This window comes from Comamonas sp. SY3 (genome assembly GCF_041730275.1).
Classification (GTDB): domain Bacteria; phylum Pseudomonadota; class Gammaproteobacteria; order Burkholderiales; family Burkholderiaceae_C; genus Comamonas; species Comamonas sediminis.
In genome coordinates this window covers 61,048-83,943 of sequence record NZ_JBGTYN010000003.1, presented here as the reverse complement: position 1 = coordinate 83,943, position 22,896 = coordinate 61,048, and the positions used below count along the sequence as shown (strand labels likewise).

The 22,896-nt window shown below is 65.8% G+C and carries 21 protein-coding genes; 14 read left to right on the top strand and 7 right to left on the bottom strand.

The window, feature by feature from the left end; genetic code table 11:
• Positions 1 to 11 precede the first annotated feature (11 nt).
• Entirely contained in the window at positions 12 to 962 is a 951-nt protein-coding gene (gene secF, locus ACCQ08_RS05275; protein ID WP_239809813.1) for a protein translocase subunit SecF, read from the top strand.
• 25 nt (positions 963 to 987) lie between these two features.
• The gene (locus ACCQ08_RS05270; RefSeq protein ID WP_373449126.1) at positions 988 to 3,345 is read left to right on the top strand and encodes a DUF1631 family protein; all 2,358 of its coding nucleotides are present in this window, start codon (positions 988 to 990) and stop codon (positions 3,343 to 3,345) included.
• A 12-nt stretch (positions 3,346 to 3,357) separates the two neighbouring features.
• Here ACCQ08_RS05270 and dprA read toward each other — a convergent pair whose 3' ends face one another.
• Positions 3,358 to 4,530, bottom strand: coding sequence for a DNA-processing protein DprA (dprA, locus tag ACCQ08_RS05265; RefSeq protein WP_373449125.1), 1,173 nt, complete (start codon positions 4,528 to 4,530; stop codon positions 3,358 to 3,360).
• 29 nt (positions 4,531 to 4,559) lie between these two features.
• Positions 4,560 to 5,783 carry a LysM peptidoglycan-binding domain-containing protein gene (locus ACCQ08_RS05260; RefSeq protein WP_373449124.1) on the bottom strand — a complete coding sequence of 408 codons (1,224 nt, stop codon included), beginning with the start codon at positions 5,781 to 5,783 and terminating at the stop codon, positions 4,560 to 4,562.
• Between the two features lie 171 nt (positions 5,784 to 5,954).
• Here ACCQ08_RS05260 and def point away from each other — a divergent pair, with 171 nt between their 5' ends.
• The 9 genes from def (at position 5,955) to ACCQ08_RS05215 (ending at position 12,782) form a co-directional block, all read left to right on the top strand.
• Positions 5,955 to 6,476, top strand: a complete 522-nt coding sequence (def, locus tag ACCQ08_RS05255; protein WP_312411845.1) for a peptide deformylase — start codon at positions 5,955 to 5,957, stop codon at positions 6,474 to 6,476.
• A 55-nt stretch (positions 6,477 to 6,531) separates the two neighbouring features.
• The gene (locus ACCQ08_RS05250) at positions 6,532 to 7,002 is read left to right on the top strand and encodes a hypothetical protein (protein ID WP_373449123.1); all 471 of its coding nucleotides are present in this window, start codon (positions 6,532 to 6,534) and stop codon (positions 7,000 to 7,002) included.
• Between the two features lie 54 nt (positions 7,003 to 7,056).
• Entirely contained in the window at positions 7,057 to 8,040 is a 984-nt protein-coding gene (gene fmt / locus ACCQ08_RS05245) for a methionyl-tRNA formyltransferase (RefSeq protein WP_373449122.1), read from the top strand.
• Positions 8,037 to 8,861, top strand: coding sequence for an AzlC family ABC transporter permease (locus ACCQ08_RS05240; RefSeq protein WP_133856333.1), 825 nt, complete (start codon positions 8,037 to 8,039; stop codon positions 8,859 to 8,861). Before fmt ends, ACCQ08_RS05240 begins: the two co-directional genes overlap by 4 nt.
• The gene (locus tag ACCQ08_RS05235; RefSeq protein ID WP_373449121.1) at positions 8,858 to 9,202 is read left to right on the top strand and encodes an AzlD domain-containing protein; all 345 of its coding nucleotides are present in this window, start codon (positions 8,858 to 8,860) and stop codon (positions 9,200 to 9,202) included. Before ACCQ08_RS05240 ends, ACCQ08_RS05235 begins: the two co-directional genes overlap by 4 nt.
• Positions 9,203 to 9,329: 127 nt before the next feature.
• On the top strand, positions 9,330 to 10,523 hold the full coding sequence (locus tag ACCQ08_RS05230) for a phosphoglycerate kinase (protein WP_373449120.1): 1,194 nt from the start codon (positions 9,330 to 9,332) through the stop codon (positions 10,521 to 10,523).
• Positions 10,524 to 10,696: 173 nt separating this feature from the next.
• Positions 10,697 to 11,335 carry a hypothetical protein gene (locus tag ACCQ08_RS05225; RefSeq protein ID WP_239809804.1) on the top strand — a complete coding sequence of 213 codons (639 nt, stop codon included), beginning with the start codon at positions 10,697 to 10,699 and terminating at the stop codon, positions 11,333 to 11,335.
• Positions 11,335 to 11,910 (top strand): FlgO family outer membrane protein, encoded by a 576-nt coding sequence (locus ACCQ08_RS05220; protein WP_312411824.1) that lies wholly within the window; start codon positions 11,335 to 11,337, stop codon positions 11,908 to 11,910. Before ACCQ08_RS05225 ends, ACCQ08_RS05220 begins: the two co-directional genes overlap by 1 nt.
• Before the next feature lie 353 nt (positions 11,911 to 12,263).
• A complete protein-coding gene (locus ACCQ08_RS05215) occupies positions 12,264 to 12,782 on the top strand; it encodes a DUF2165 family protein (protein WP_239809802.1) in 519 nt (172 codons plus the stop codon).
• A 31-nt stretch (positions 12,783 to 12,813) separates the two neighbouring features.
• Here ACCQ08_RS05215 and ACCQ08_RS05210 read toward each other — a convergent pair whose 3' ends face one another.
• Positions 12,814 to 13,698, bottom strand: a complete 885-nt coding sequence (locus tag ACCQ08_RS05210) for a DMT family transporter (protein ID WP_373449119.1) — start codon at positions 13,696 to 13,698, stop codon at positions 12,814 to 12,816.
• Between the two features lie 86 nt (positions 13,699 to 13,784).
• Here ACCQ08_RS05210 and pyrF point away from each other — a divergent pair, with 86 nt between their 5' ends.
• The gene (gene pyrF / locus ACCQ08_RS05205) at positions 13,785 to 14,606 is read left to right on the top strand and encodes an orotidine-5'-phosphate decarboxylase (protein WP_373449118.1); all 822 of its coding nucleotides are present in this window, start codon (positions 13,785 to 13,787) and stop codon (positions 14,604 to 14,606) included.
• 154 nt (positions 14,607 to 14,760) lie between these two features.
• Positions 14,761 to 15,756 carry a Bug family tripartite tricarboxylate transporter substrate binding protein gene (locus ACCQ08_RS05200; protein ID WP_373449117.1) on the top strand — a complete coding sequence of 332 codons (996 nt, stop codon included), beginning with the start codon at positions 14,761 to 14,763 and terminating at the stop codon, positions 15,754 to 15,756.
• Position 15,757: 1 nt separating this feature from the next.
• On the opposite strand, the gene ACCQ08_RS05195 is transcribed toward ACCQ08_RS05200, so the two are convergent.
• Together ACCQ08_RS05195 and ACCQ08_RS05190 are read right to left on the bottom strand one after the other, a co-directional pair.
• Positions 15,758 to 16,699, bottom strand: coding sequence for an EamA family transporter (locus tag ACCQ08_RS05195; protein ID WP_373449116.1), 942 nt, complete (start codon positions 16,697 to 16,699; stop codon positions 15,758 to 15,760).
• A gap of 93 nt (positions 16,700 to 16,792) precedes the next feature.
• Positions 16,793 to 17,992 carry an NAD(P)/FAD-dependent oxidoreductase gene (locus ACCQ08_RS05190; protein ID WP_373449115.1) on the bottom strand — a complete coding sequence of 400 codons (1,200 nt, stop codon included), beginning with the start codon at positions 17,990 to 17,992 and terminating at the stop codon, positions 16,793 to 16,795.
• A 42-nt stretch (positions 17,993 to 18,034) separates the two neighbouring features.
• On the opposite strand from ACCQ08_RS05190, the gene ACCQ08_RS05185 reads away from it, so the two are divergent.
• The gene (locus ACCQ08_RS05185; protein WP_373449114.1) at positions 18,035 to 19,192 is read left to right on the top strand and encodes a PQQ-dependent sugar dehydrogenase; all 1,158 of its coding nucleotides are present in this window, start codon (positions 18,035 to 18,037) and stop codon (positions 19,190 to 19,192) included.
• Here the strand turns inward: ACCQ08_RS05185 and ACCQ08_RS05180 are convergent.
• Positions 19,189 to 19,650 (bottom strand): N-acetyltransferase family protein, encoded by a 462-nt coding sequence (locus ACCQ08_RS05180; protein WP_373449113.1) that lies wholly within the window; start codon positions 19,648 to 19,650, stop codon positions 19,189 to 19,191. The genes ACCQ08_RS05185 and ACCQ08_RS05180 overlap by 4 nt on opposite strands.
• Positions 19,651 to 19,694: 44 nt before the next feature.
• Positions 19,695 to 22,841 (bottom strand): excinuclease ABC subunit UvrA, encoded by a 3,147-nt coding sequence (uvrA, locus tag ACCQ08_RS05175; RefSeq protein ID WP_373449112.1) that lies wholly within the window; start codon positions 22,839 to 22,841, stop codon positions 19,695 to 19,697.
• Positions 22,842 to 22,896: the final 55 nt, after the last annotated feature.

Genomic DNA, 22,896 nt, shown 5'->3' with positions numbered 1-22,896 from the left:
GGAGGAAGACCATGGAATTCTTCCGTATCAAAAAAGACATCCCTTTCATGAAATACGCGTTGGTGCTCAACGCGATTTCGGTCATCACCTTCGTGCTGGCGGTGTTCTTCCTGACCACCCGTGGCCTGCACCTGTCGGTGGAGTTCACCGGCGGTACCGTCATGCAGGTGGCCTACGAGCAGCCTGCCGATGTGGGCAAGATCCGCGAACAGGTCGCCTCGCTCGGCTACCAGGACATCCTGGTGCAGAACGTGGGCAGCGCCGACCGCGTGATGATTCGCCTGCCGATTGAAAAAGGCGTGACCACGGCCCAGCAGGGCGAGAAGGTCATGGGCGCGCTGAAGGCGGCCGACCCCGGCGTGACCTTGCTGCGCAGCGAGTTCGTGGGCCCCTCTGTGGGTGAGGAGCTGGTGCACGGCGGCCTGATGGCGCTGGCTGCGGTGGTGCTGGGCATCGTGATCTACCTGGCGATGCGCTTCGAGTGGAAGTTCGGTGTCGCCGCGGCCATTGCCAACTTGCATGACGTGGTGATCATCCTGGGCTTCTTCGCCTTCTTCCAGTGGGAGTTCTCGCTGGCCGTGCTTGCCGGTGTACTGGCGGTGCTGGGGTACTCGGTCAATGAATCGGTGGTGATTTTCGACCGGATCCGCGAGGCGTTCCGCAAGTTCCGCAAGCTCAGCACGCCCGAAGTGATCGACCACGCCATCACCTCGACGATGAGCCGCACCATCATCACCCACGCTTCGACCGAGGCAATGGTGCTGTCGATGTTTCTTTTTGGCGGCGCCAGCTTGCATTACTTTGCATTGGCGCTGACCATTGGTATTCTTTTTGGTATCTACTCGTCGGTATTCGTGGCCGCGGCCATCGCGATGTGGCTGGGCGTCAAGCGGGAAGACCTGGTCAAGGTCAGCCAGAAGGACCTGGACCCGAACGACCCCAATGCCGGGGCCACGGTATAAAGATCGATAAAGGGATGGGATTTCTGTGGCTGTTGCACCTTCGCACCATCGCAGCTGGCAAAAAAAGCTCGCCCGTGAAGCGCGGCTGAGATTTGTCGGTGGTTTGTGCGCGGGTCTGCCCGGGGTGGCGGCGCGCTTGCGCGCCGAGCTTCTCCAGATCATCGCGCGGCCCAGCACCGATCCCTCCCGCTCGCATGTGGCGCTGTCTGCCGCGATTGCCGAGTTTGACAGCCGCCAGCAAGCCTGGCTGGACAGCGCCAACAAGCTGCTGCGCCAGAGCCTGCTGGCTGGCGAGCCGGCCCCCGAGCCGGTGGCTGCGCCCCCGACCATCACCAGCTTGGAGCTGGTCAGCAACGAAGCCATCGAGGGGCGCATCATCGCCTCGCGCCTGGCAGCCCAGCTGCTGGAGCTGGTCGCAGCCGAGCTCAACAGCGTGCGCCGCGTGACCCAGTTTTTGGAAGACCAGGAGCTGGGCCCCGCCGACGCCCTGCGGCCCGAGACCTGGTGCCTGCGCCTGATCGAGGCCTGGGAGGCGGCCGGCCTCAGCCGCAAGACACTGGAGCTGCTGTGGACGCCGATGCTGGAAATCCTGGCACCGCTGGGCATCAGCGTCTACACGGCGGTCCGGCGCTTCTACGACGAGCAAGGCGCTGCCACCGAAGACGAGCTGCGCAGCTACCGCATCAAACGCACGGAAACCGAACGCCCCGCAGCCGCTGCCGCCGCCATGGCTGCCGCTGCTGCCCAGCAGTTGGCGGGTGTGGCGGCAGCACAAGCGGGTGCGGTCTCCGGTGTCGCCAGCATGCCCTCGGGCTTGATGCCGGCAGGCGGTGCCGGTTGGGCCGCGATCGGCGCAGCGCGCCAAAAGAGCCAGGGCGTGCTCGCGCAGCTGCGCGGGTTCTTGCAGGGCGTTGCCGGTAGCCGCTCCAATGGTGGCCCCACCTCGGTGCGCGCATCGCTGGGGGCAGCGGGTGGCTATGTGATCTCGCCGGCGCTGCAGCACGCACTGGTGTCGCCGCCCACGGCGATCCAGTCGGCCTGGTTCCATACCGCGCCGGCCGATGACGATATGGACGCTGTCCAGGTGGTGGCACCGGTGGCGTTGGCGGTGCGCCAGCAGTCCTCGGCGCTCAAGAGCGTGGCCTCGTCCGACGAGGAAAAGGCGATCATCGAGATCATCGCCTTGATGTTCCAGAGCATTCTGAACGAGGACCGCATTCCGGCCGGTATCCGCATCTGGTTTGCGCGCCTGCAGGTGCCGGTGCTGCGCGTGGCGCTGGCCGAGCCGGCGTTCTTCAACGACACCGAACACCCGGCGCGCCAGCTGATCGACCGCATGGGCGCTTGCGTGCTGGGCTTTGAGGCGGCCGCGCTCAATGGCACGACATTGGAGGCCGAGGTCAAACGGGTCGTGCAGGTCATCGAGCAGTACCCGGACACCGGCAGCCGCGTGTTCCAGCTGGTGCTCAAGGAATTCCAGAAATTCCTCGAAAAGAACCTGACCGGCCAGACCGCGACCGCGCGCGAGCTGGTCAGCTTGGCCCAGCAGATCGAGCAAAAGGAGACGCTCGCCATCCAGTACACCATCCAGCTGCGCGACATGCTGCTGGAGATGCCGGTCGACAGCGATGTGCGGGAGTTCCTGTTCAAGCAGTGGTCCGATGTGCTGGCGATGTCGGCGATCCGCTTCGGTGCCGAGCACGAGAACACACAGAAATTCAAGAAGGCGGCGCTGGACCTGGTCTGGTCGGCATCGGCCAAGCCCAGCAAGGAAGAGCGCGCCCGGGTGATCCGCCAGCTGCCGCTGTTGCAGACCGTGCTGCGCCAGGGCCTGACCCTGTCGAACATCATCGGCGAGCGCCAGGACGAAATCATCAAGAGCCTGATGGATATCGTGGCCGAGGCCTTCTTGGCCAAGACCAATGAGATCCCGCAGGAGCGCATCATTGCGCTGGCAGAGCGCCTGGCCCATCTGGAAGACGCACTCGACGAGGTGGTGACCGAAGAGTATCCGCTCAGCGCCGAGAGCATCGAGCTGATGCTGGGCATCGACACTAGCAGCATCCAGGTGATTGCCGATGATGGCGCGCTGGTGCAGCCCGAGGTACTGGAGTGGGCGAAGAATCTGTCGCTGGGCAACTGGTTCCTGCTGGACCACAATGCCAGCCCGCTGCAGGTGCAGTACGTCTGGCACAGCCAGCACAAGCAGCTGCATCTGTTTGCAGCGCTGAGCGGCTCCTGCTTTCTCTTCCAGATGCGGCGCATGGGCCATTACCTGCAGGCCGGCCTGCTGCTGCCGCGCGATGCCGAAGGCATCACGGCCCGTGCCGCACGCGATGCGCTGGCCAAGATCGAGGCCAACCCCGAACGGCTGTTGCAGTAAGCGGCTGCGGGTCTAGCCTGCCTCCAGGCGCTGGAACAAGCCGCCCGGCAGGCGCGCCACCCGGCCTTGCAGCTCCAGCTCCAGCAACTGAATCTGCAGGCGGGCGATATCGATGCCGGTACGGCTGCACAGGCTGTCCAGATCGACCGTGTCAAAACCCATTGCCTGCAGCAAGCCCTCGTCTTCATGCCTATCGTTGCTGGCCGCTGCGCCAGAGGTATCCACCGGCGCAGGTTCTGCGGCTGGCACCCGGGCCGCAGCGCCCAACGCAGGCAGTTCTTCCAGAATATCTTCCACCGATTCCACCAGCTTGGCGCCCTGGCGGATCAGCGCATGGCAGCCTTTGCTTTGTGGCGCATGGATGGAGCCGGGGATCGCAAAAACCTCGCGCCCCTGCTCGCTGGCGAGGCGGGCGGTGACCAGCGATCCCGAGGCGGTCGCGGCCTCGACCACCAAGGTGCCGCTGGCCAGACCCGCTATCAGGCGGTTGCGTTTGGGAAAGTTCTGCGCCAGCGGGGGCGTGCCCAGGTGGTATTCGCTGACGATCCAGCCCTGCTCGGCAATCTGTGCAGCCAGCGCATGGTTGGCGCGGGGATAGACCCGGTCAATGCCGGTGCCGATCACGGCGATGGTGGCGGGCTGCTGGCCGGTTGCGGCTTCCAGCGCACCGGCATGGGCAGCGGCATCGATGCCCAGCGCCATGCCGGAGATGACGGTGATGCCCTGGCGCACGAGGGTCTGGGCAAAAGCACGGGCATTCTGCACGCCCTGCGGCGTGGGGTTGCGGCTGCCGACCATCGCCAGCGCCTTGTGCGGCCATGCAAGACCTGGCCCCTCGAACCAGCGGGCATGGCCGGTGATGTACAGCAACACGGGCGGGTCGGCGGTTTCGAGCAGCGCGGACGGGTAGCCGGCGTCGCCCAGGGTCAGCACATGCCGCACCAAAGGTGCTGGCGCGCTGGCCAGCCAGCTCCAGGTGGTGGCCTGCAGCGCCTGCAGCTCAGCGCTGGGGTTCAGCAGCGCCCGCGCTTGCGCAGGTGTGATGCAGCTCTCCAACTGTGCCGCAGTCTGGGCCAGTACCGCACCTGGTAAGCCAAAGCGCGCCAGCAAACGCCGGATGCCGGTGTTCCCCAGGCCAGGGGTCGCTGCCAGGCGTATCCAGTCGTGCAGCTCTTGTTCGGTCATGGGCCAGCGCTGCGGTGCCGTCTACTGCGTCAGGGGCGGTAGTCGGGCGAGATCAGCGCGTCGCCGACCTTCACCCCTTCCTTGGCTTCGAGGATCAGCGCGTAGGACACCTTGTCGAAGGTGCGGAAGACCATGGCCAGGCCATTGGCCTCGTTGGGCAGCTTGATGACGGTCTGGTCGCTGTCGGTCTTGTCCTTGATGCGCGCGCCGCGTGTCATCAGGCGGAAGACATGGCCGAGCTCGACACCGTCGGCCTGGCCCCGGTTGATCGCGATCACATTGTTGCGCGATGCATAGGCCACGCTGTTGCTGCCGTAGATCGACATCACGCTGCCCTGCAGATGCTCATCGGGCGCATGCGGCACATAGCTGGTGACCTGGATGCGCGGCATCGGCAGCAGCTTGTCGCCGACGCGGATTTCCTCCTTCACTGCGGTGATATCGAGCGATGCGGGCACCGGATCGGTGTGCGCATTGCCCTTGGCGTCCAGGGTCGTCTCCTGGCGCTCGCCCGCCATCAGCTGCACCTTGCCGAGGTACTGCGCTTCATAGCCCAGGATGGCATTGGTTTCCGGGTCGGTCATCGGCACCGCATTGCGGAACACGCGGTAGTACTGGCGCTCCTGCCCCATCTCCAGCGACTGGTCGGCCGAGCGGCCATAGACACGGTCGCCGGGCGACAGCAGTGCGCGCTCTTGCGCGGCACCGACCAGGCGCGGGGCTTTTTCGCTCTCGCCGGCGGACAGCACCTCGGGCTCCACCAGGAAGGCCTCGATCAGGCGCTGGTTGACAGCCGGCAGCGCGGTGCCCGACAGGCTTTCACTGCGCACGCGCGGCGAGATGCGGATGACTTCCTCCTCGCCCGAGCGCGACGTGACCAGACGCGCCATGCCATTGCGGCGTTCCAGGTACAGGGTCTGGCCGGGGTAGATCAGGTGCGGGTTGGCAATGGTCTGCAGGTTCATGCCCCACAGCGCGGGCCAGCGCCAGGGTTGCTGCAGGTAGACGCGCGAGATGTCCCACAGCGTGTCGCCACGCTTGACGACATAGGTATCGGGTGCATTAGCGGCCAGCTCGGCCTCGGGGATGCCCTGCGCCGCCACTTGCTGGGCGGTGCTGCGTTGCTGCGCGGTGATCGGCAGCTGCGCAGCCGGCGTGGCGGCCCAGGCACTCAGGCCGGCGCAGGCCATGCAGGCGGCTGCAATGGCGCTGCTGCGCAGCTGGTGGAACAGGGGCGTGGTGGATGCTCGCATGGCCGGGTGACTCCCTCTCAGTCGCTGGCAGGCCACAGTGGGCCTACTGTCAATGTTTGTAATTGCCTCTGATTCTCGGGCCAAGCCCTTGATCGATCAATGATTATTGCAAGGCATCCGGGCATTGAAGCGCAAAAGTGGCGAAAATAACGACATTCACAAGTGAAAACTATGTCTATCCTCCCGATTCTCTGCTACCCCGATCCCCGTCTGCACAAGGTCGCCAAGCCCGTGGCCGTGGTCGATGACCGCATCCGTACCCTGGTCCAGGACATGCTGGCCACCATGTACGACGCCAGCGGTATCGGCCTGGCAGCCACGCAGATCGACGTGCATGAGCGCGTGGTGGTGATCGATGTCTCCGAAGAGCGCAACGAGCCCATGGCCCTCATCAACCCGGAAATCATCTGGGCCAGCGACGAGAAGCAGGTCGGCGATGAGGGCTGTCTGTCGGTGCCCGGCATCTACGACGGCGTGGAGCGTTCGGTAGCGGTCAAGATCAAGGCGCTCGACGAGCACGGCAACAGCCGCGAGATCGACGCCGAAGGTCTGCTGGCCATCTGCATCCAGCATGAGATGGACCACCTGCTGGGCAAGGTGTTTGTCGAGTACCTGTCGCCGCTCAAGCGCAACCGCATCAAGTCCAAGCTGGTCAAGCAGCAAAAGCGCGAACTGGCCGACGCCAAGGGCTGATATGGGCACCACGCGATCTTCACGGAGCTGGCTGCCTGGCCGCGCGTGGGGCGCAATGGCCTTGCTCATCCTGTGCGCGGCCCTGGCTGGCTGCGCCTATCCGACCCAGTTCAAGCCCGGCACCCCGCAGCAGGAGGTGCTGAGCAAGCTGGGGCCTGCCAATACCGTCAAAAAGCTCGATGGCGGCGGTGAGCGCTGGCTCTACACCACCCAGCCGATGGGGCGCGAGGCCTACCAGCTGCAATTTGGTGCCGATGGCCAATTGCAGACGACCTCCCAGGTGCTGACGGCCGGCAACTTTGGCGCGATCCCGCTGGGCCAGTTCACGCAGCAGCAGCTGCTGCAGGATTTTGGCCCGCCGATGGAAATCACCCGGGTCTGGAGCTTCACGGGACAGGTCTGGACCTACCGATTCTGGGACAATGGCATCAAGCGATTCGCGCATGTGCACGTCGATCCGCAAGGTGTGGTGCAAAAGCTGATGTTCATCGATGAGCCCCTGCCCGAGCCCCGCCAGCGTGACTGAGTGCCGCTGTGCCTGGGCGGATCGCCGCTTGCCCCTTACTCCCCCTGAAAAGACATGAAAGTAGTTTTCGCCGGCACGCCGGAATTCGCCCGTGTGGCGCTGGAGCAGCTGCTGGCCGCCGGTCATGAGGTGCCGCTGGTGTTGACCCAACCGGACCGGCCTGCCGGCCGAGGCATGAAGCTGCAGGCCTCCCCAGTCAAGCAGTGCGCGCTGGCGCACGGCATTGCCGTCAGCCAGCCGCTCAGCCTGCGCCTGGATGGCAAATACCCCGAAGAAGCGGCCGCCGCGCGCGCAGCGCTGCTGGCCGCCCAGCCCGATGTGATGGTGGTGGCGGCTTACGGATTGATCCTGCCGCAATGGGTGCTGGACTTGCCTGCCAAGGGCTGTCTCAACATCCACGCCAGCCTGCTGCCGCGCTGGCGCGGTGCCGCACCCATTCACCGTGCGATCGAGGCCGGTGACGCGCAGACCGGCGTCACCATCATGCAGATGGACGCGGGTCTGGATACCGGCGATATGTGCCTGGTCGAGGCGCTGGACATTGCCCCCCAGGACACCACCGCCAGCCTGCACGACAAGCTGGCAGCGCTGGGCGGCCGCATGCTGGTGCAGGCGCTGGCCTTGAGCGACGAAGGCCGCCTGCAGCGCGAGCCGCAGCCGGCAGAAGGCATCACCTACGCGCACAAGATCGAAAAGACCGAAAGCGCGATCGACTGGTCAATGGGAGCGGAACAGATCGATCGCCGCGTGCGCGCCTTCAACCCCTTCCCGGCAGCCTCCACCCACGTCGGGGACGAGGTGGTCAAGATCTGGGCGGCGCAGCCCGAGCGGCATTCGCCCGCCGAGGCCGTCCCCGGCCAGGTGCTGGTGGCGGATGACCAAGGCATCGTGGTGGCCTGCGGCGAAGGTGCGTTGCGCATCAGCGAACTGCAGCGGCCCGGTGGCAAGCGCTTGCAGGCCGCAGATTTTCTGCGCGGCCATGCGCTGCAACCCGGCCAGGTTCTGGGCGACGGCAGGCCATCCGTGGCGGCTCCATGAGCCTGCACCACCGGCGCCGCGCGATCGACCATCCCAGTTTCCGTGCCGGCGTGGTCGACATGTCGGGCACGGCCGTGGGCATTGCGGCCTGGGCGCTGGTCACTGGCGTGGCGATGGTCAAGGCGGGTATCTCCGCGCCCATGGCCATCTTCATGTCCCTGGTGGTCTATGCCGGCAGCGCCCAGCTGGCGGTGCTGCCGCTGATGGCGATGGGCTCGCCGATGTGGGTGGTCTGGTTCACGGCGGCCTGCGTGAACCTGCGCTTTGTCATTCTGTCGAGCATGTGGCGCAGCTATTTTGCGCACCTGCCGCTGTGGCACCGCCTGTGCATTGGCTATTTCAGCGGTGATGTGATCTTTGTGGCCTTCATGCGCCGCTACACCGCGCCGGTGGCCAAGCCCCAGCAGGTGTACTACTTCTGGGGTGCCTCGTCGCTCAACTTCATTACCTGGCAGGGCTTCTCGATTGCCGGCATCCTGCTGGCCAATGTGGTGCCGCTGGAGTGGGGCCTGGGCTTTGCCGGCGTGCTGGCGCTGCTGGGCGTGCTGTACTCGATGCTGATCGACCGCGCCACCAAGGTGGCGGCGCTGGTGGCCGCGACAGCGGCGATTGCGGCCTACGGCATTCCGCTCAAGCTCAACATCCTGGTGGCGATTGCCTGCGCCGTCACCATCGGCCTCCTGGTCGAGGCGGTGGACCAGCGCGGCCGCAAGCCCAAGATCGTGGTCGTCGCCAAGAACAAGCCGCTGCCGTCGCCCGGGCCCGAGCAGCCCGACGATGGCACGACAGCCGTGCCCGTGCGTGAGGAGCATGTGCGATGAGCCAGGACGACTGGGATCTGCTGTACCAGCTGACCGCCATTGTGGGCCTGACCGTCATCACCGTGGTCACCCGTGCGTTCTTCATGATCCCGAAAAACGAGCTGCCGTTGCCCGACTGGCTCAAGCGCGGCCTCAAATACGCCCCGCTGGCGGCCCTGATGGCCGTCATTGCGCCCGAGCTCTTGATGGTCAAGGGCGAGCTGACCGACACCTTGCTCGACGCCCGCATTCCGGCGGTGATCTGCGCGACCATGTATTACTTCAAAAAGCGCGGCATCCTGGGCACGATTGTGGTGGGCATGGCGGTCTACCTGCCTTTGCATATCGGCCTGGGCTGGTAAACCTGCGAAGAGACGCCGGCGCGACCGCCAGCTTGGGAGAGGCTGGGCAGGCCTCTACAATGGCGGCCATGCTCGGCCGCTCCCAAGGCCTGTGCCCCAGTTTCTAGACTCTTTGGTAGCCATTCCCATGAACATCCTTCGTTTCTCCGACCTGTGTGCCCAAGGCAAGGTGCAAGGCCAACGCGTTTTCATCCGCTCCGATCTGAATGTGCCGCTCAACGACGCGGGCGAGATCACCGAAGACACGCGCGTGCGTGCGTCGGTCCCTGCGATCGAGATGGCGCTGAAGGCCGGCGCCGCCGTGATGGTGACCAGCCACCTGGGCCGCCCCACCGAAGGCGCCTTCAAGCCCGAGGACTCGCTCGCCCCCGTCGCCCAGCGCCTGGGCCAGCTGCTGGGCCGCGAGGTGCCGCTGATCGCCGACTGGGTCGATGGCGTCAACGTGGCACCCGGCCAAGTCGTGATGCTGGAGAACTGCCGCACCAATGTCGGCGAAAAGAAAAACCTGCCCGCGCTGGCGCAAAAGCTGGCCCGGCTGTGCGACATCTATGTGAATGACGCCTTTGGCACGGCCCACCGCGCCGAAGGCACGACCTACGGTATTGCCGAGTACGCGAAGACCGCCTGCGCCGGCCCGCTGCTGTCGGCCGAGATCGATGCCATCACCAAGGCACTGGCAGCGCCAGCGCGTCCGCTGGTGGCCATCGTCGCGGGCTCCAAGGTGTCGACCAAGCTGACCATCCTGCAATCGCTGTCCAGCAACGTGGACCAGCTGATCGTCGGCGGCGGCATCGCCAACACCTTCATGCTGGCTGCCGGCCTGAACATCGGCAAGTCGCTGGCCGAAGCCGACCTGGTCGGCGATGCCAAGGCGGTGATCGATGCGATGGCCGCTCGCGGTGCTGATGTGCCGATTCCGACCGATGTGGTCGTCGCCAAGACCTTTGCTGCCGATGCCGAGGCGACCATCAAGCGCGCCACCGACGTGGCCGATGACGACCTGATCCTGGATATCGGCCCGGAGACGGCCGCCCGCCTGGCCGAGCAGCTCAAGAAGGCCGGCACCATCGTCTGGAACGGCCCGGTGGGTGTGTTCGAGTTCGATGCGTTTGCGCACGGCACCGAAACCTTGGCACAGGCCATTGCCCAGTCGCCCGCGTTCAGCATTGCCGGCGGTGGTGACACCTTGGCCGCCATTGCCAAGTACGGCATCGAAGGCAAGATTGGTTATATCTCCACCGGAGGTGGTGCGTTTTTGGAAGTATTGGAAGGCAAGACCTTGCCAGCTTTCGAAATTCTGCAAAAGCGCGCCGCAGGCTGAGCTTTCAGGGCGGGCAAATGACCGTTCCAAAGTGTGAGCAAAAACAACAAAATGCATGGCTCTGTTCGCACTTTGGATCGTTTCTCTTGTCTTGGCACCACCACATCTACAACAATGGATGCAAGCCTGGGCGGGTGTTGGCCCGTCGGCTATCTAATTCCGAGGAGGGAAACATGGCTTTGAAAAAGACCATCGGAGCGGCGGCGCTGGCAAGCGCCGTGCTTGCGTTGACGGGTTGCGCGGTAGAGGCGCCCGTTCCATACGGCGCCAACTATGCGCAGCCAACCCAGATGAAGGTGCGTGCCGCAGGCCACTGGGACCTGATGGCCAGCGAAGTGGTCGCTGACACCCTGGCGACGCTGGAGCGCAATGGTCTGAACGCCAAGACGCCCTTGTATGTGGCCCTGCCACAGAACGCCAGCGCCTTTGACAGCGTGTTCCACGACCTGGTCGTGACCAAGCTGGTGCAGCATGGCGCATCGGTCTACACCACCCCCGGCCAGCAACTGGAGGTGAGCTACGACGCCAAAATCGTGCACCACAACCTGCAGCAGGCCGGCAACTGGGCCTATGAAGGCGACAACGGCCAGGTCATCGCTGGCGTGAGCCCGACCATCGGCACCGACTACCAGGCCGCCACCATCGCTGGCGCTCCGGCTTACTCCGAAGTGCTGCTGACCACCACGGTGCTGCGCCAGGGCCAGTACGTCGCGCGCAAGTCCAACGTCTACTATGTTGACAACGCCACGGTTGGCCAGTTCGCGAAGACGCAAGCCTACCGCGCCGTCAACATGAAGGTGGTGAACCAATGATGCGGCGACTGACCACCCTTGCTGCTGTGGCCTGTGCCACTGTGCTGGCGGGTTGCGCCAGCTGGACCGAGCCTGCCCAGCCCGTGAGCACGGTGCGCAGCGAGCCTACCTACCAGTCCGCCGATGCCAGCATCTTCCTGGCCAACAGCCAGGATGCGATCAACAAGCTGACCGCCTCGGTCGCGCCGCAGTCGACCGGAACCGGTCCGGTGCTGGTGGCCACAGTGGTCAACGTGAACAACATGGGCGCCTCGTCGCCCCTGGGCCGCACCTTGTCCGAGATCTATGCCAACCAGATGGCTGCCCGGGGCTTCTACGTCAAGGAAGTCAAGCTGCGCACCGATCTGTATGTGCGCGAAGGCACCGGCGAGCTGCTGCTGTCGCGCGAGATGCGCGACATCGCCCGCAGCCAGAACGCCTCGATGGTGCTGGTCGGCACCTTCTCGCCGGCGGCCAACTTCACCTACGTCAGTCTCAAGCTGGTGCGTACCGAAGACAGCCGCATCCTGTCGGGCTACGACTATGCCTTGCCCAACGACCGCGATGTGACCCGTCTGCTGAACGCGCCTCGCTGATCCCCGGCCGGGCCCGCGCCCGGCTGCAACAAAGAACGCACTCCCCTTGGGCAGTGCGTTTTTTTATGGCCGGAACGGCCGGCGTTGACAGCCGCCATCACAGGCTGGCAGAATCCAGCCTCCCTCCTGGCGCGACATTCGATCCCGTCGGCCTGCGTGTTTCCCAGACCCGCTGCCGGCTTCAGGTTTTCCAGTCCCGATCTGCGCGCCTGCGTGCTTCTTGCACACCTCCCCGCCAACGCTGCGTTGGCACATCTTTGATGGATCAGGTGCCGAACCTTGTCGTTCGGCGCCACGGCATCCGTCTGTCTTTTTCCTATCCCTTTGTCACTCTCTCACGTCTGGAGCTTCGAATGATGATTCGTCTGTCCAAGTCCGCCATGGTGCTGGCCATGGCTTTCTTCGCCACCCTGGTGGCTTTTGGCAATATCACCGACTACGCCACCAACTTTGCCTTTGTGCACCATGTGTTCCTGATGGACACCACCTTCCCCGGCAACGGCATCATGTACCGCGCCATCGAGGCGCAATGGCTCCACCACCTGGGCTATGCCGGCATCATTGCGCTGGAAACGCTGACGGCCGTGCTGTGCTGGATCGGGGGCAGCAAGCTCTTGCGGGCCCGCCATGCCGATGCCGCCGGCTTTCGCGCCGCCAAAAAATGGGCGATTGCAGGGCTCACCCTGGGCTTTCTCACCTGGCAGGTGGGCTTCATGTCGGTGGGCGGCGAGTGGTTTGGCATGTGGATGTCCAAGGAGTGGAACGGCGTGCCCGATGCCTTCCGCTTCTTCATCACCTTGCTGCTGGTGCTGGTCTACCTGACGATGGACAACGACAGCCTGGCCGAACCCGTGCCACCTGCAGCCCGCTGATACCAGCGGCCCAGGACGGCCTCATGCAGGCTCAGCCGCGTGCCCGGCTGGGCCAGAGCACCGAGGCAATGGCCAGCACCATCAAGGCCACCGCGGTGCAGTCCTGCCAGTGCAGGATCTCACCCAGCCACCAGGCGCCGCTGAAGACGCCGAGCACGGGGATCAGCATCACGCTCAACGTGGACGCCAGCGGTGGCAAGGTGCGCACCAGAAAGAACCAGGCCACCTGGGCAAAGCCGATCACCAGCACGGCATTGAACAGGATGGTGCCCCAGGCCACCGGGTCAGGCGCATGCCAGCGTGGACGCTCGAGCACCGTGGCCAGCAGGCACAGGCAGGCGGTGGTCATCACCGTCATCCAGAAGGCCAGGGTCAACGTGGCGGCCGGGATGCGGGTGCGGCGCAGCAGCTGGGTGCCCAGCGCCCAGCTGGCCGCCGCCAGCAGCATCAGTGCCACGCCGGTGGGCTTGCCGCCGAGCTTGTCCATCTCATTCCACAGCAGCAGCAACACGCCGCCCGCGGCAGCGGCCACACCCATCCAGGCGCGCGGGGGCAGCCGGTCGCTGAAGAACAGTGCGCCCAGCGCTGCTGAAAAAATAGGCATGGTGTAGCCGAGGATGGCCGCCCGGCCGCTGGGCAACAGCGGGATGGCCACGATGATCAGCGTGTGCCACATCACCATGTTGAAAAAACCCAGCACCAGCAGCGGGCCCCAGTAACGGCGCTCCAGCCGGAACGGCACCTTCAGCGCCACCAGGCCCAGTGCCAGCAACGGCAGACCGATCAGCATCGACAGCGCGCGAAAGCTCAGCGGCGGGAAGTGCTGAACCCCTGTTTTCATCACCGGCCAGTTCAGGCCCCAGACCAGGGTCAGCAGGCCCAGGGTCACCAGTTGTTGTCTCGACAGCGTAGGCATGGGCTGCGATTGTGCCTGCAATCCCCGTGTGACGCAGTCAGCCCTGCGCAGAGCGGGGCCCCTGGCCAGCTTTTACAATAGCGGCCATGCCTTTCATCGACCAGCTGCGCGCCGCAGCCACCCAAAACAACTCCATGCTGTGCGTGGGCCTGGATCCGGAACCGAGCCGCTTTCCCGCCACGATGCGCGGCGATGCCAGCAAGATCTATGATTTTTGCGCAGCCATCGTCGATGCCACCCATGACCTGGTCAACAGCTTCAAACCGCAGATCGCCTATTTTGCAGCGCACCGCGCCGAGGGCCAGCTGGAAAAGCTGATGGCCCATATGCGCCGCGTGGCCCCGCAGGTGCCGGTGATTCTCGATGCCAAGCGCGGCGATATCGGCTCGACCGCCGAGCAGTACGCCAAGGAGGCCTTTGAGCGCTACGGCGCCGATGCGGTGACCTTGTCGCCGTTCATGGGCTTTGACTCCATCACGCCCTATCTGCAGTACGAAGGCAAGGGCGCCTTCCTGCTGTGCCGCACCTCCAACCCCGGCGGTGACGACTTGCAGGCCCAGACCTTGGCCGATGTGCCCGGCCAGCCGCCGATGTTCGAACATGTGGCGCGCCTGGCCCAAGGCCCCTGGAACACCAATGGCCAGCTCGGCCTGGTCGTCGGCGCTACCCGCCCGCAAGAGATCGAGCGTGTGCGCGCCGTCGCCCCGCACCTGCCGCTGCTGATTCCCGGCGTTGGCGCACAGGGCGGCGATGCGGTGGCCACCGTCAAGGCGGCCCGCATTGGCGGCGGCCCGATCATCATCAACTCCTCGCGCGCCATCCTGTACGCGAGCAGCGGCGAAGACTTTGCCAGCGCCGCGCGCGCCGCTGCGATCAAGACCCGCGATCTGCTGAACGCCGTGGAATAAACACACCCCAGGCCCAGGACAACAAGGTCCGTGCTGCACGCTGGCACGGACCCTGCTTCTTTTCCGGGACAGTGCGCGGGCCTCTTGCGCCAAGACACAATGCGGCCTGCCGCTTTTCCTCTGACGACGCTCCTACCCGCCACAAGGATTCCCGATGCTCCCAGCGCTTTTTTCTCGCCCCCGCCTTGCGGCCACCGTCGGTCTGATGGCATGGGCGGCCAGCATGGCGGCAGGCGCCCAAGCAGCTGCGCACTACCCGAGCAAGCCCATCACCTTGGTGATTGCCTACCCGCCCGGGGGCAGCACCGATGCGGTGGGCCGCCTGGTCGGCACCGAGCTGGCGCAGCGGCTCAAGCAGCCGGTGGTGATCGAGAACCTCGGCGGTGCCGGCGGTGCGATCGGCGCGCAGAAGGTGGCCCGGGCACCCGCCGATGGCTACACCCTGCTGCTGGCGGCCAACAACGAGATGGCGATTGCACCGCTGATCAACAAGGCCATCAAGTACCGCGTGTTTCAGGATTTCACGCCCATCAGCCTGGTGGCGACGCAGCCGATGGTGCTGGTCGCATCGCAAGCCAGCGGGGTCAAGAACACGCAGGCGTTCCTCAGCCTGCTGCGGCAGAACCCCGGCAAGTACAGCTATGGCAGCTCGGGCGTGGGCACAGCGCTGCATATCGCCGGTGAGATGGTGCAGCAGGCCGGCGATGTGACGATGGCCCATGTGCCGTACAAAGGCGTGGCTCCGCTGACCAATGACCTGCTGGGCGGCAGCCTCGAATTTGGCGTGTTTGTGCTGTCCTCGGGCCTGCCGCACATCCGTGCCGGCAAGGTGGTGGCGCTGGGCACGACCGAGGCCAGGCGCTCCCCCGTGACGCCCGATATCCCTGCGTTAGCCGAGACTTCGGCGTTTGCCAAGGTCGATATCAACAGCTGGTTTGCGCTGATGGGCCCGGCCAAGCTGCCACCCCACGTGCTGGCTGCGTTGCGCGGGGCGCTGGCCGACACGCTGCAATCGCCAGGTTTTCGGGCCAAGCTCGAAGCCAGTGGCAACGTGGTGGCCGCACCGAGCCAGGACATGGGCGCTTTCTTGAAAGCCCAGGTGGGCAAGTACCAGCAGATCGTCGAGGCTGCGAAGATCGACGACCGCTGAGCTAGCGCCGCGCCGCCTGCAGCCAGCGGCCGCCCCAGACCACGACCACCAGGGCCAGCACGACAAACACCGCGCCGGCCCATTGCCAGGCCGTCACCGTCTCGCCCAGCACCAGCATGCCGGTGGTCAACCCGATCACTGGCACGCAGAGGCTGAAGGGCGCCACGCGGTTGGCAGAGTAGCGCTGGATCAGTTTGGTCCACAGCCCGTAGCCGACGATGGTGGCCACCCAGCCCAGGTAGGCGATGGAGGCCCAGGCCAGCCACGGGATCTGCTGCCAGGTCTCGGCCTGCAGCCACTTGCCGACGCTGCCATCGTCCAACCAGGCGCTCAGCCCGATGAAGGGAATGATCGGCATCAGGCTGCTCCAGGCGATAAAGCTCACCGGGTCGTAGCGCGCGTTTTCCTTTTGCGCCAGGCGCACCACCACGTTGGAGCAGGCCCAGGAGGTGGCCGCGCACAGCACCAGCAGCAGGCCAGCCAAGGTGGTGCCACCGGCGCCATTGCTGCGCAGCTCATTGATCAGCAGGCAGGCCAGGCCCAGCGCCGCAATGCCCATGCCCGCCACCAGCGGGCGGCCGGGCCGCTCGCGCAGCAGCACCCAGGTCCAGACGGCGGTAAGAAACACCTGGGTCTGCAGCACCACGCTGGCGAGCGACGCCGTCATGCCCACCTTGAGCGCGGTGAACAGAAAGCCGAACTGGCCCACGCCTTGCAGCAGGCCAAACAGCACCACCCAGCGCCAGTGCACGCGCGGCGGCTTGATGAACAGCACCAGCGGAAAGGCTGCGCACAGGTAGCGCAGGGCGCCCAGCTCGAACGGGGTCAGGCTTTGCAACCCCCATTTCATGATGACGAAGTTGATGCCCCAGACGACGACCACGACCAGCGCCAACGCGAGGTCAGTAGGGCGGAACGGGGCGGGGGAGCTGGAAGCAGACATGGCTGGAGGCGCTGGTGTGCGCAGCGCCGGATGTTATTCAAGGTTTTCCAGCAGTGTGCCAGCAAGCGCGGCCGCGTGCTGTCACTGCGCCATTCAGCGCAAGGCTCTGGTGGGCGACAGTGCCTGGGGCTGCACGCCCTGGCAGGCAAGGGCCGGGTCCAGCGGCTCATGCAAGGCGAGGTTGCGCGCCAGCAGTCCGTAGCCGTAGGCGCTCTGGATGCCGTAGCCGCCCTGCGCGGCCACCCACAGAAACTGCGGCGCCTGGCCATCCCAGCCGATCACCATCTCGCCATCGGCGACAAAGGAGCGCAGGCCCGCCCAGCTGTGGCCGGGGCGGCGGATCTCGAAGTGGCTGGCCTGCATGATGCGGTCAATGCCTTCGGCAATGTCGAGCATCTCGGGCTGCACATCATGCGGGTGGGTGGCATCGGCATTGGCGGGCGAGCCCAGCAGCTGGCCGGCATCGGGCTTGAAATACCACTGCTCTCCAATATCGATGACGGCCGGCCAGTGCTGGCCGTCCATGCCTTCGGGCATCGCAAAGGTGAAGGCGCTGCGGCGCTTGGGTGTGAGGCCAATCGCAGCGGCACCGGCCATCTGGCCCAGTTCATCGGCCCAGGCACCGGCGGCATTGACGACATGGCGGGCCTGCAGCTGGCGGCCATCGGTCAGGCCGATCTGCCAGCGGCTGGCGCCGGCATCCCAGTGCAGGCTCTGCACCCGTGCATCGTTCCACAGCTGGCCGCCGCGCCGGCGCATGCCCTTCAAAAAGCCCTGGTGCAGCGCATGCACATCGATATCGCGGGCGCCATCGTCGGTAAAACCGGCTTCGAGCACGTCGGTGTTCAAGGCCGGCAAGAAGGCTTTCAGTTCGGTCTTGTCCAGCCAGCGGGCGCCGGGCGAATGCTGGCGCGCCTCGTCGTAGGCGGCTTGCAATGCGGGCAATTGCTCGGGTGTCGCCACATACAGCACACCCCGGGGGCTGACCAGCGCCTGCTCGGCAAAATCGGCCGGCGGCTGCTCGTAAAACGCGCGGCTGGCCCGGGTGAGCGCTTGCACCTGGGCTGGGCCATAGTGCTCTTCGAACAGCGCGGCCGAGCGGCCGGTGGTGTGGTAGCCGGGTTGGGATTCCTGCTCCAGCACCAGCACCTGGGCGCTGCTGGCCAGGTGCCAGGCGGTGGCGCTGCCGGCCATGCCGGCGCCGATGACGACAAAATCCCAGACGGCCGGGCGGGCGGCGGCAGAGGCTGACGGGGTGGGGGTGGCCGAAGGGGAACTGTTGGGGGTATCCATGGTCAGCATGGTAAGGTCAGTGACACTTCGCAAAGGGCAAACATGAGACAGAAACAGGCACGCAAGGGTTTTCATTCATGGGCGCTGGGTGCCTGCGGGCTGCTGGCCGTCTGTGCGGCCAGCACTGCGCAAGCACAATCGGCGGCGCCCGCGCTGCCCCAACCCACGGTGGTGGGCAGCGGCTACCTCAACCCCTGGGCCATTGCGCCGTTGCCGGACAAACGCTTTTTGCTGACCGAGCGCGGCGGCAAGCTCTGGCTGCTCGATGCCGATGGCCGCAAGCAGTCCGAGCTGCAGGGCGTACCCAAGGTGGTCGATGCCGGCCAGGGCGGCCTGCTGGATGTGGTGGCCGACAGCCAGTTCGCCAGCAACCGCCGCATCTATTTCTGCTTCAGCGAAGCCGGGCCCCAGGCGGGCACCAACAGCACGGCGCTGGCCACGGCGCGCATTGCGGCCGATGAGCGCCAGCTCGACGAGGTCAAGGTTCTGTTCAGCCAGCGCCCCAAGGCCAAGAGCAATGCCCACTTTGGCTGCCGCATTGCCGAGACGCCTGACGGCAACCTGTTCCTCAGCCTGGGCGACCGCTTCTCGTTGCGCAACGATGCGCAGACCCTGAACAACCACCACGGCAAGCTGGTGCGCATCGCCAAGGATGGCAGCGTGCCCAAGGACAACCCCTATGTGGGCCGCCAGGATGCGCTGCCGGAAATCTACAGCTATGGCCACCGCAACAGCCAGGGCCTGGCCGTGGCCGCCGATGGCAGCCTGTGGCAGCACGAGCACGGCCCCCAGGGCGGCGACGAGATCAATCGGCCCCAGCCCGGCAAGAACTATGGCTGGCCGGTGATCACCTATGGCGAGGAATACGGCGGCGGCAAGATCGGCGAAGGCACGCAGAAGGCCGGCATGGAGCAGCCCTTGCACTACTGGGTGCCCAGCATTGCACCGTCGGGCATGGCCTTTGTCACGAGCGACCGCTATGGCCCGGCCTGGAAAGGCGGCCTGCTGGTCGGCGGCCTCAAGTCGCGCAGCGTCGCCCAGCTGACGGTCAAGGACGGCAAGGTGACGGGCGAGAAGCGGCTCTATGAATCCCTCGGTGAGCGCATCCGCGATGTGCGCCAGGGTGCCGATGGCCTGGTCTACCTGCTGACCGATGGGCCCGATGGCAAGCTCATCCGCCTCACGCCCTCGGGCACTTAAAGCTTGCGCTTGAAACCCAGATGGCTGGGCACAAAGCCCAGCTTTTCATAGAAACGGTGGGCATCGGCCCGGCTTTTGTCGGTGGTCAGCTGCACCACCGAGCAGCCCCGCTCCCGGCACTGCGCCACCGCCCATTCCAGCATCTGCTGGCCCGCGCCGGCGCCACGCAGTTCTGCCGCAATGCGCACCGATTCGATCTGGCCACGCCAGGCGCCCGTGTGCGACAAGCCGGGCACAAAAGACAGCTGCAGGGTGCCGACCACCTTCCCGTTCAACTCCGCCACCACCAGGCGCTGGTTCGCATCGGCGCAGATCGCATCAAAGGCTGCGGTATAGCGCGCATCGGGCGGGTCGGTCAGCACCTCGCGCTCGCGGCCCAGCGCATCATCGGCCAGCAAGGCGATGATGGCGGGCAGGTCGGCAAGGGCTGCGGTGCGGAACATCAGGTGGGTCGGCATCGCTGTGGCGCTCCAGGTCGTGGTGGTTGCATCGCCCAATAGGGTCAGCGCTTCAGGTAGGGCGCCAGATAGCGGCCGGTATGGCTGGCCGGGTTGGCCGCCACCTGCTCGGGCGTGCCCTGGGCCACCAGTTGCCCGCCACCGGCGCCGCCTTCCGGCCCCATGTCGATGACCCAGTCTGCCGTCTTGATGACGTCGAGGTTGTGCTCGATGACGACAATCGTGTTTCCTGCATCGCGCAGCTGGTGCAGCACCTTGAGCAGCAGGTCGATATCGGCGAAGTGCAGGCCGGTGGTCGGCTCATCGAGGATGTAGAGCGTGCGGCCGGTGTCGCGCTTGGACAGCTCCTGCGCCAGCTTGACGCGCTGGGCCTCGCCCCCCGACAAGGTGGTGGCGCTCTGGCCCAGGCGGATATAGCTCAGGCCCACATCCAGCAGGGTTTGCAGCTTGCGGGCAATGGTGGGTACATCGCGGAAGAAGTCGTGCGCATCCTCCACCGTCATCTCCAGGATCTGCGCAATGTTGCGGCCCTTCCACTGCACCTGCAGGGTTTCGCGGTTGTAGCGCTGGCCGTGGCAGATGTCGCAGGGCACATAGACATCGGGCAGAAAATGCATCTCCACCTTCACCATGCCATCGCCCTGGCAGGCCTCGCAGCGGCCGCCGGCCACATTGAAGCTGAAACGCCCCGGGCCATAGCCGCGCTCCTTGGCGGTGTTGGTTTCGGCCATCAGCTCGCGGATGGGGGTGAACAGGCCCGTGTAGGTTGCCGGGTTGCTGCGGGGCGTGCGGCCAATCGGGCTCTGGTCCACATTGATGACCTTGTCGAAATAGTCCAGGCCTTCGATCTCCCGGTAGGGCGCAACATCGCCCTGGGCGCGGTTGATCTTGTGGGCCGCTGCGGCATACAAGGTGTCGTTGACCAGGGTCGACTTGCCCGAGCCCGAGACGCCGGTCACGCAGGTGAACAGGCCGACGGGGAAATCCACCGTCACATCGCGCAGGTTGTGGCCGCTGGCGCCCACCAGGCGCAGGCTTTGCACCGCATGCGGGTCCACCGGGGCGGGCGCTGCTTCCTGCGCGCTGCGGCCCTTGGCGCTGCTGGTGCTGCTGGCCTTGCCGCTGGGCTTTTTCTCCAGCGAGGTGCGCACCGTGGGGAACTGCGAGCCGCTCTTGTCCGCCACGGCCTTGCCCACGGGCGCACCCACGGTGCTGGCCAGCACCGGCAGCCAGGGCGTGCGGCGCGCAGGCACGGCAATCGATTTCTGGCCGCTCAGGTACTGGCCGGTGAGCGACTGCGGGTGGGCGCAGATGTCGGCATAGCGGCCCTGGGCCATGATCTGGCCGCCGTGCACGCCGGCGCCCGGGCCCATGTCGATGATCTGGTCGGCCGCGCGCATCATGTCCTCGTCGTGCTCGACGACGATCACGCTGTTGCCGATGTCGCGCAGGTGCTGCAAGGTAGCGATCAGGCGGTCGTTGTCGCGCTGGTGCAGGCCGATCGAGGGCTCGTCGAGCACATACATCACGCCGGTCAGGCCCGAGCCGATCTGCGAGGCCAGGCGAATGCGCTGCGCCTCGCCGCCCGAGAGGGTCTCGGCGCTGCGTGCCAGGCTCAGGTAGGTCAGGCCCACATCGTTGAGGAACTGCAGCCGCGTGCTGATCTCCTGGATCACCCGGGCGGCAATATCGGCCTTGGCGCCCGTCAGCTGCACCGTGGTGAACCAGGCGTGGGCCTCGCTCAGGGTGACCTGGCTGATGTCCTGGATTGCACGGGCCTGGTCGCCGTCGCCCACGCGCACAAAGCGCGCCTCGCGGCGCAGGCGCGCGCCGTGGCAATCCGGGCAGGGCTGCACGCTCTGGTAGCGCGCCAGCTCGTCGCGCACGATGCTCGAATCGGTCTCGCGGTAGCGCCGCGTCATGTTCGGCAGAATGCCTTCAAACGGGTGCTTCTTCGTGACCATCTTGCCGGCGTTCTCGCCGCTGGCCAGCTCGTACTTGAAGGCAATTTCTTCGTCGCCCGAGCCATGGAGCACCACCTGGCGCACCGCCTCGGGCAGGCTCTCGAAAGGCTGCTCGATGTCGAACTTGTAGTGGCGGCCCAGGCTTTCGAGCATCGCAAAATAGTAGCCATTGCGCCGGTCCCAGCCCTTGATGGCGCCGCTGGCCAGGCTGAGCGTGGGGAAGGCCACCACACGCTCGACGTCGAACACCTCATGCAGGCCCAGGCCGTCGCAGGACGGGCAGGCGCCCTGGGGCGAGTTGAAGGAGAACAGGCGCGGCTCCAGCTCGGCCAGCGCATAGCTGCAGACCGGGCAGGAGAACTTGCTGCTGAACAAATGCTCCTTGCCGGTGTCCATCTCCAGCGCCAGCACCCGGCCATTGCCTTCGTTGCCGCCCACGCGCAGCGCGGCCTCAATGCTTTCGGCTAGGCGCTGCTGCAGCCCGGCGCGTACCTTGACCCGGTCGATAACCACGTCGATGTCGTGCTTCTCGTTCTTGGCCAGCGCGGGCAGGGTCTCGTGCTCGTACATCTGGCCATCGACCCGAAAGCGCACATAGCCCAGCGCCTGCATCTGGGCAAACAGCTCGACGAACTCGCCCTTCTTGCCGCGCGCCACTGGCGCCAGGACCATCAGCCTGGTGTCCTCGGGCAGGGCCAGCACGGCATCCACCATCTGGCTGACGGTCTGGGCCGCCAGCGGCAGGTTGTGGTCGGGGCAGAAGGGCGTGCCTGCGCGGGCGTACAGCAGGCGCAGGTAGTCATGGATTTCGGTGACCGTGCCCACGGTCGAGCGCGGGTTGTGGCTGGTCGCCTTCTGCTCGATCGAGATGGCCGGCGACAGGCCCTCGATCAGGTCGACATCGGGTTTGTCCAGCCGGCCCAGAAACTGGCGCGCATAGGCCGAGAGGCTCTCGACATAGCGGCGCTGGCCTTCGGCATACAAGGTGTCAAAGGCCAGGCTGGATTTGCCCGAGCCGGACAGCCCGGTGATCACCACCAGCTGGTGGCGGGGGATGTCCAGGTCGATGTTCTTGAGGTTGTGCGTGCGCGCGCCACGGATGGCGATGCGGCTGTGTGCCAGCCGCGCACCCAGGTAGCGGCTGTCGTCCTGGCGCGCCTCGGACACGCCGAGTTCGTGGTGCAGGTCGATGGCAGCGGATGGGTCGGTGGGGGTGCGTGGTGGCATGTGGGCGTCAGGATCCAAAACCCCTCATGATAGCCAGCCTGCCCGTTCGTTGTGC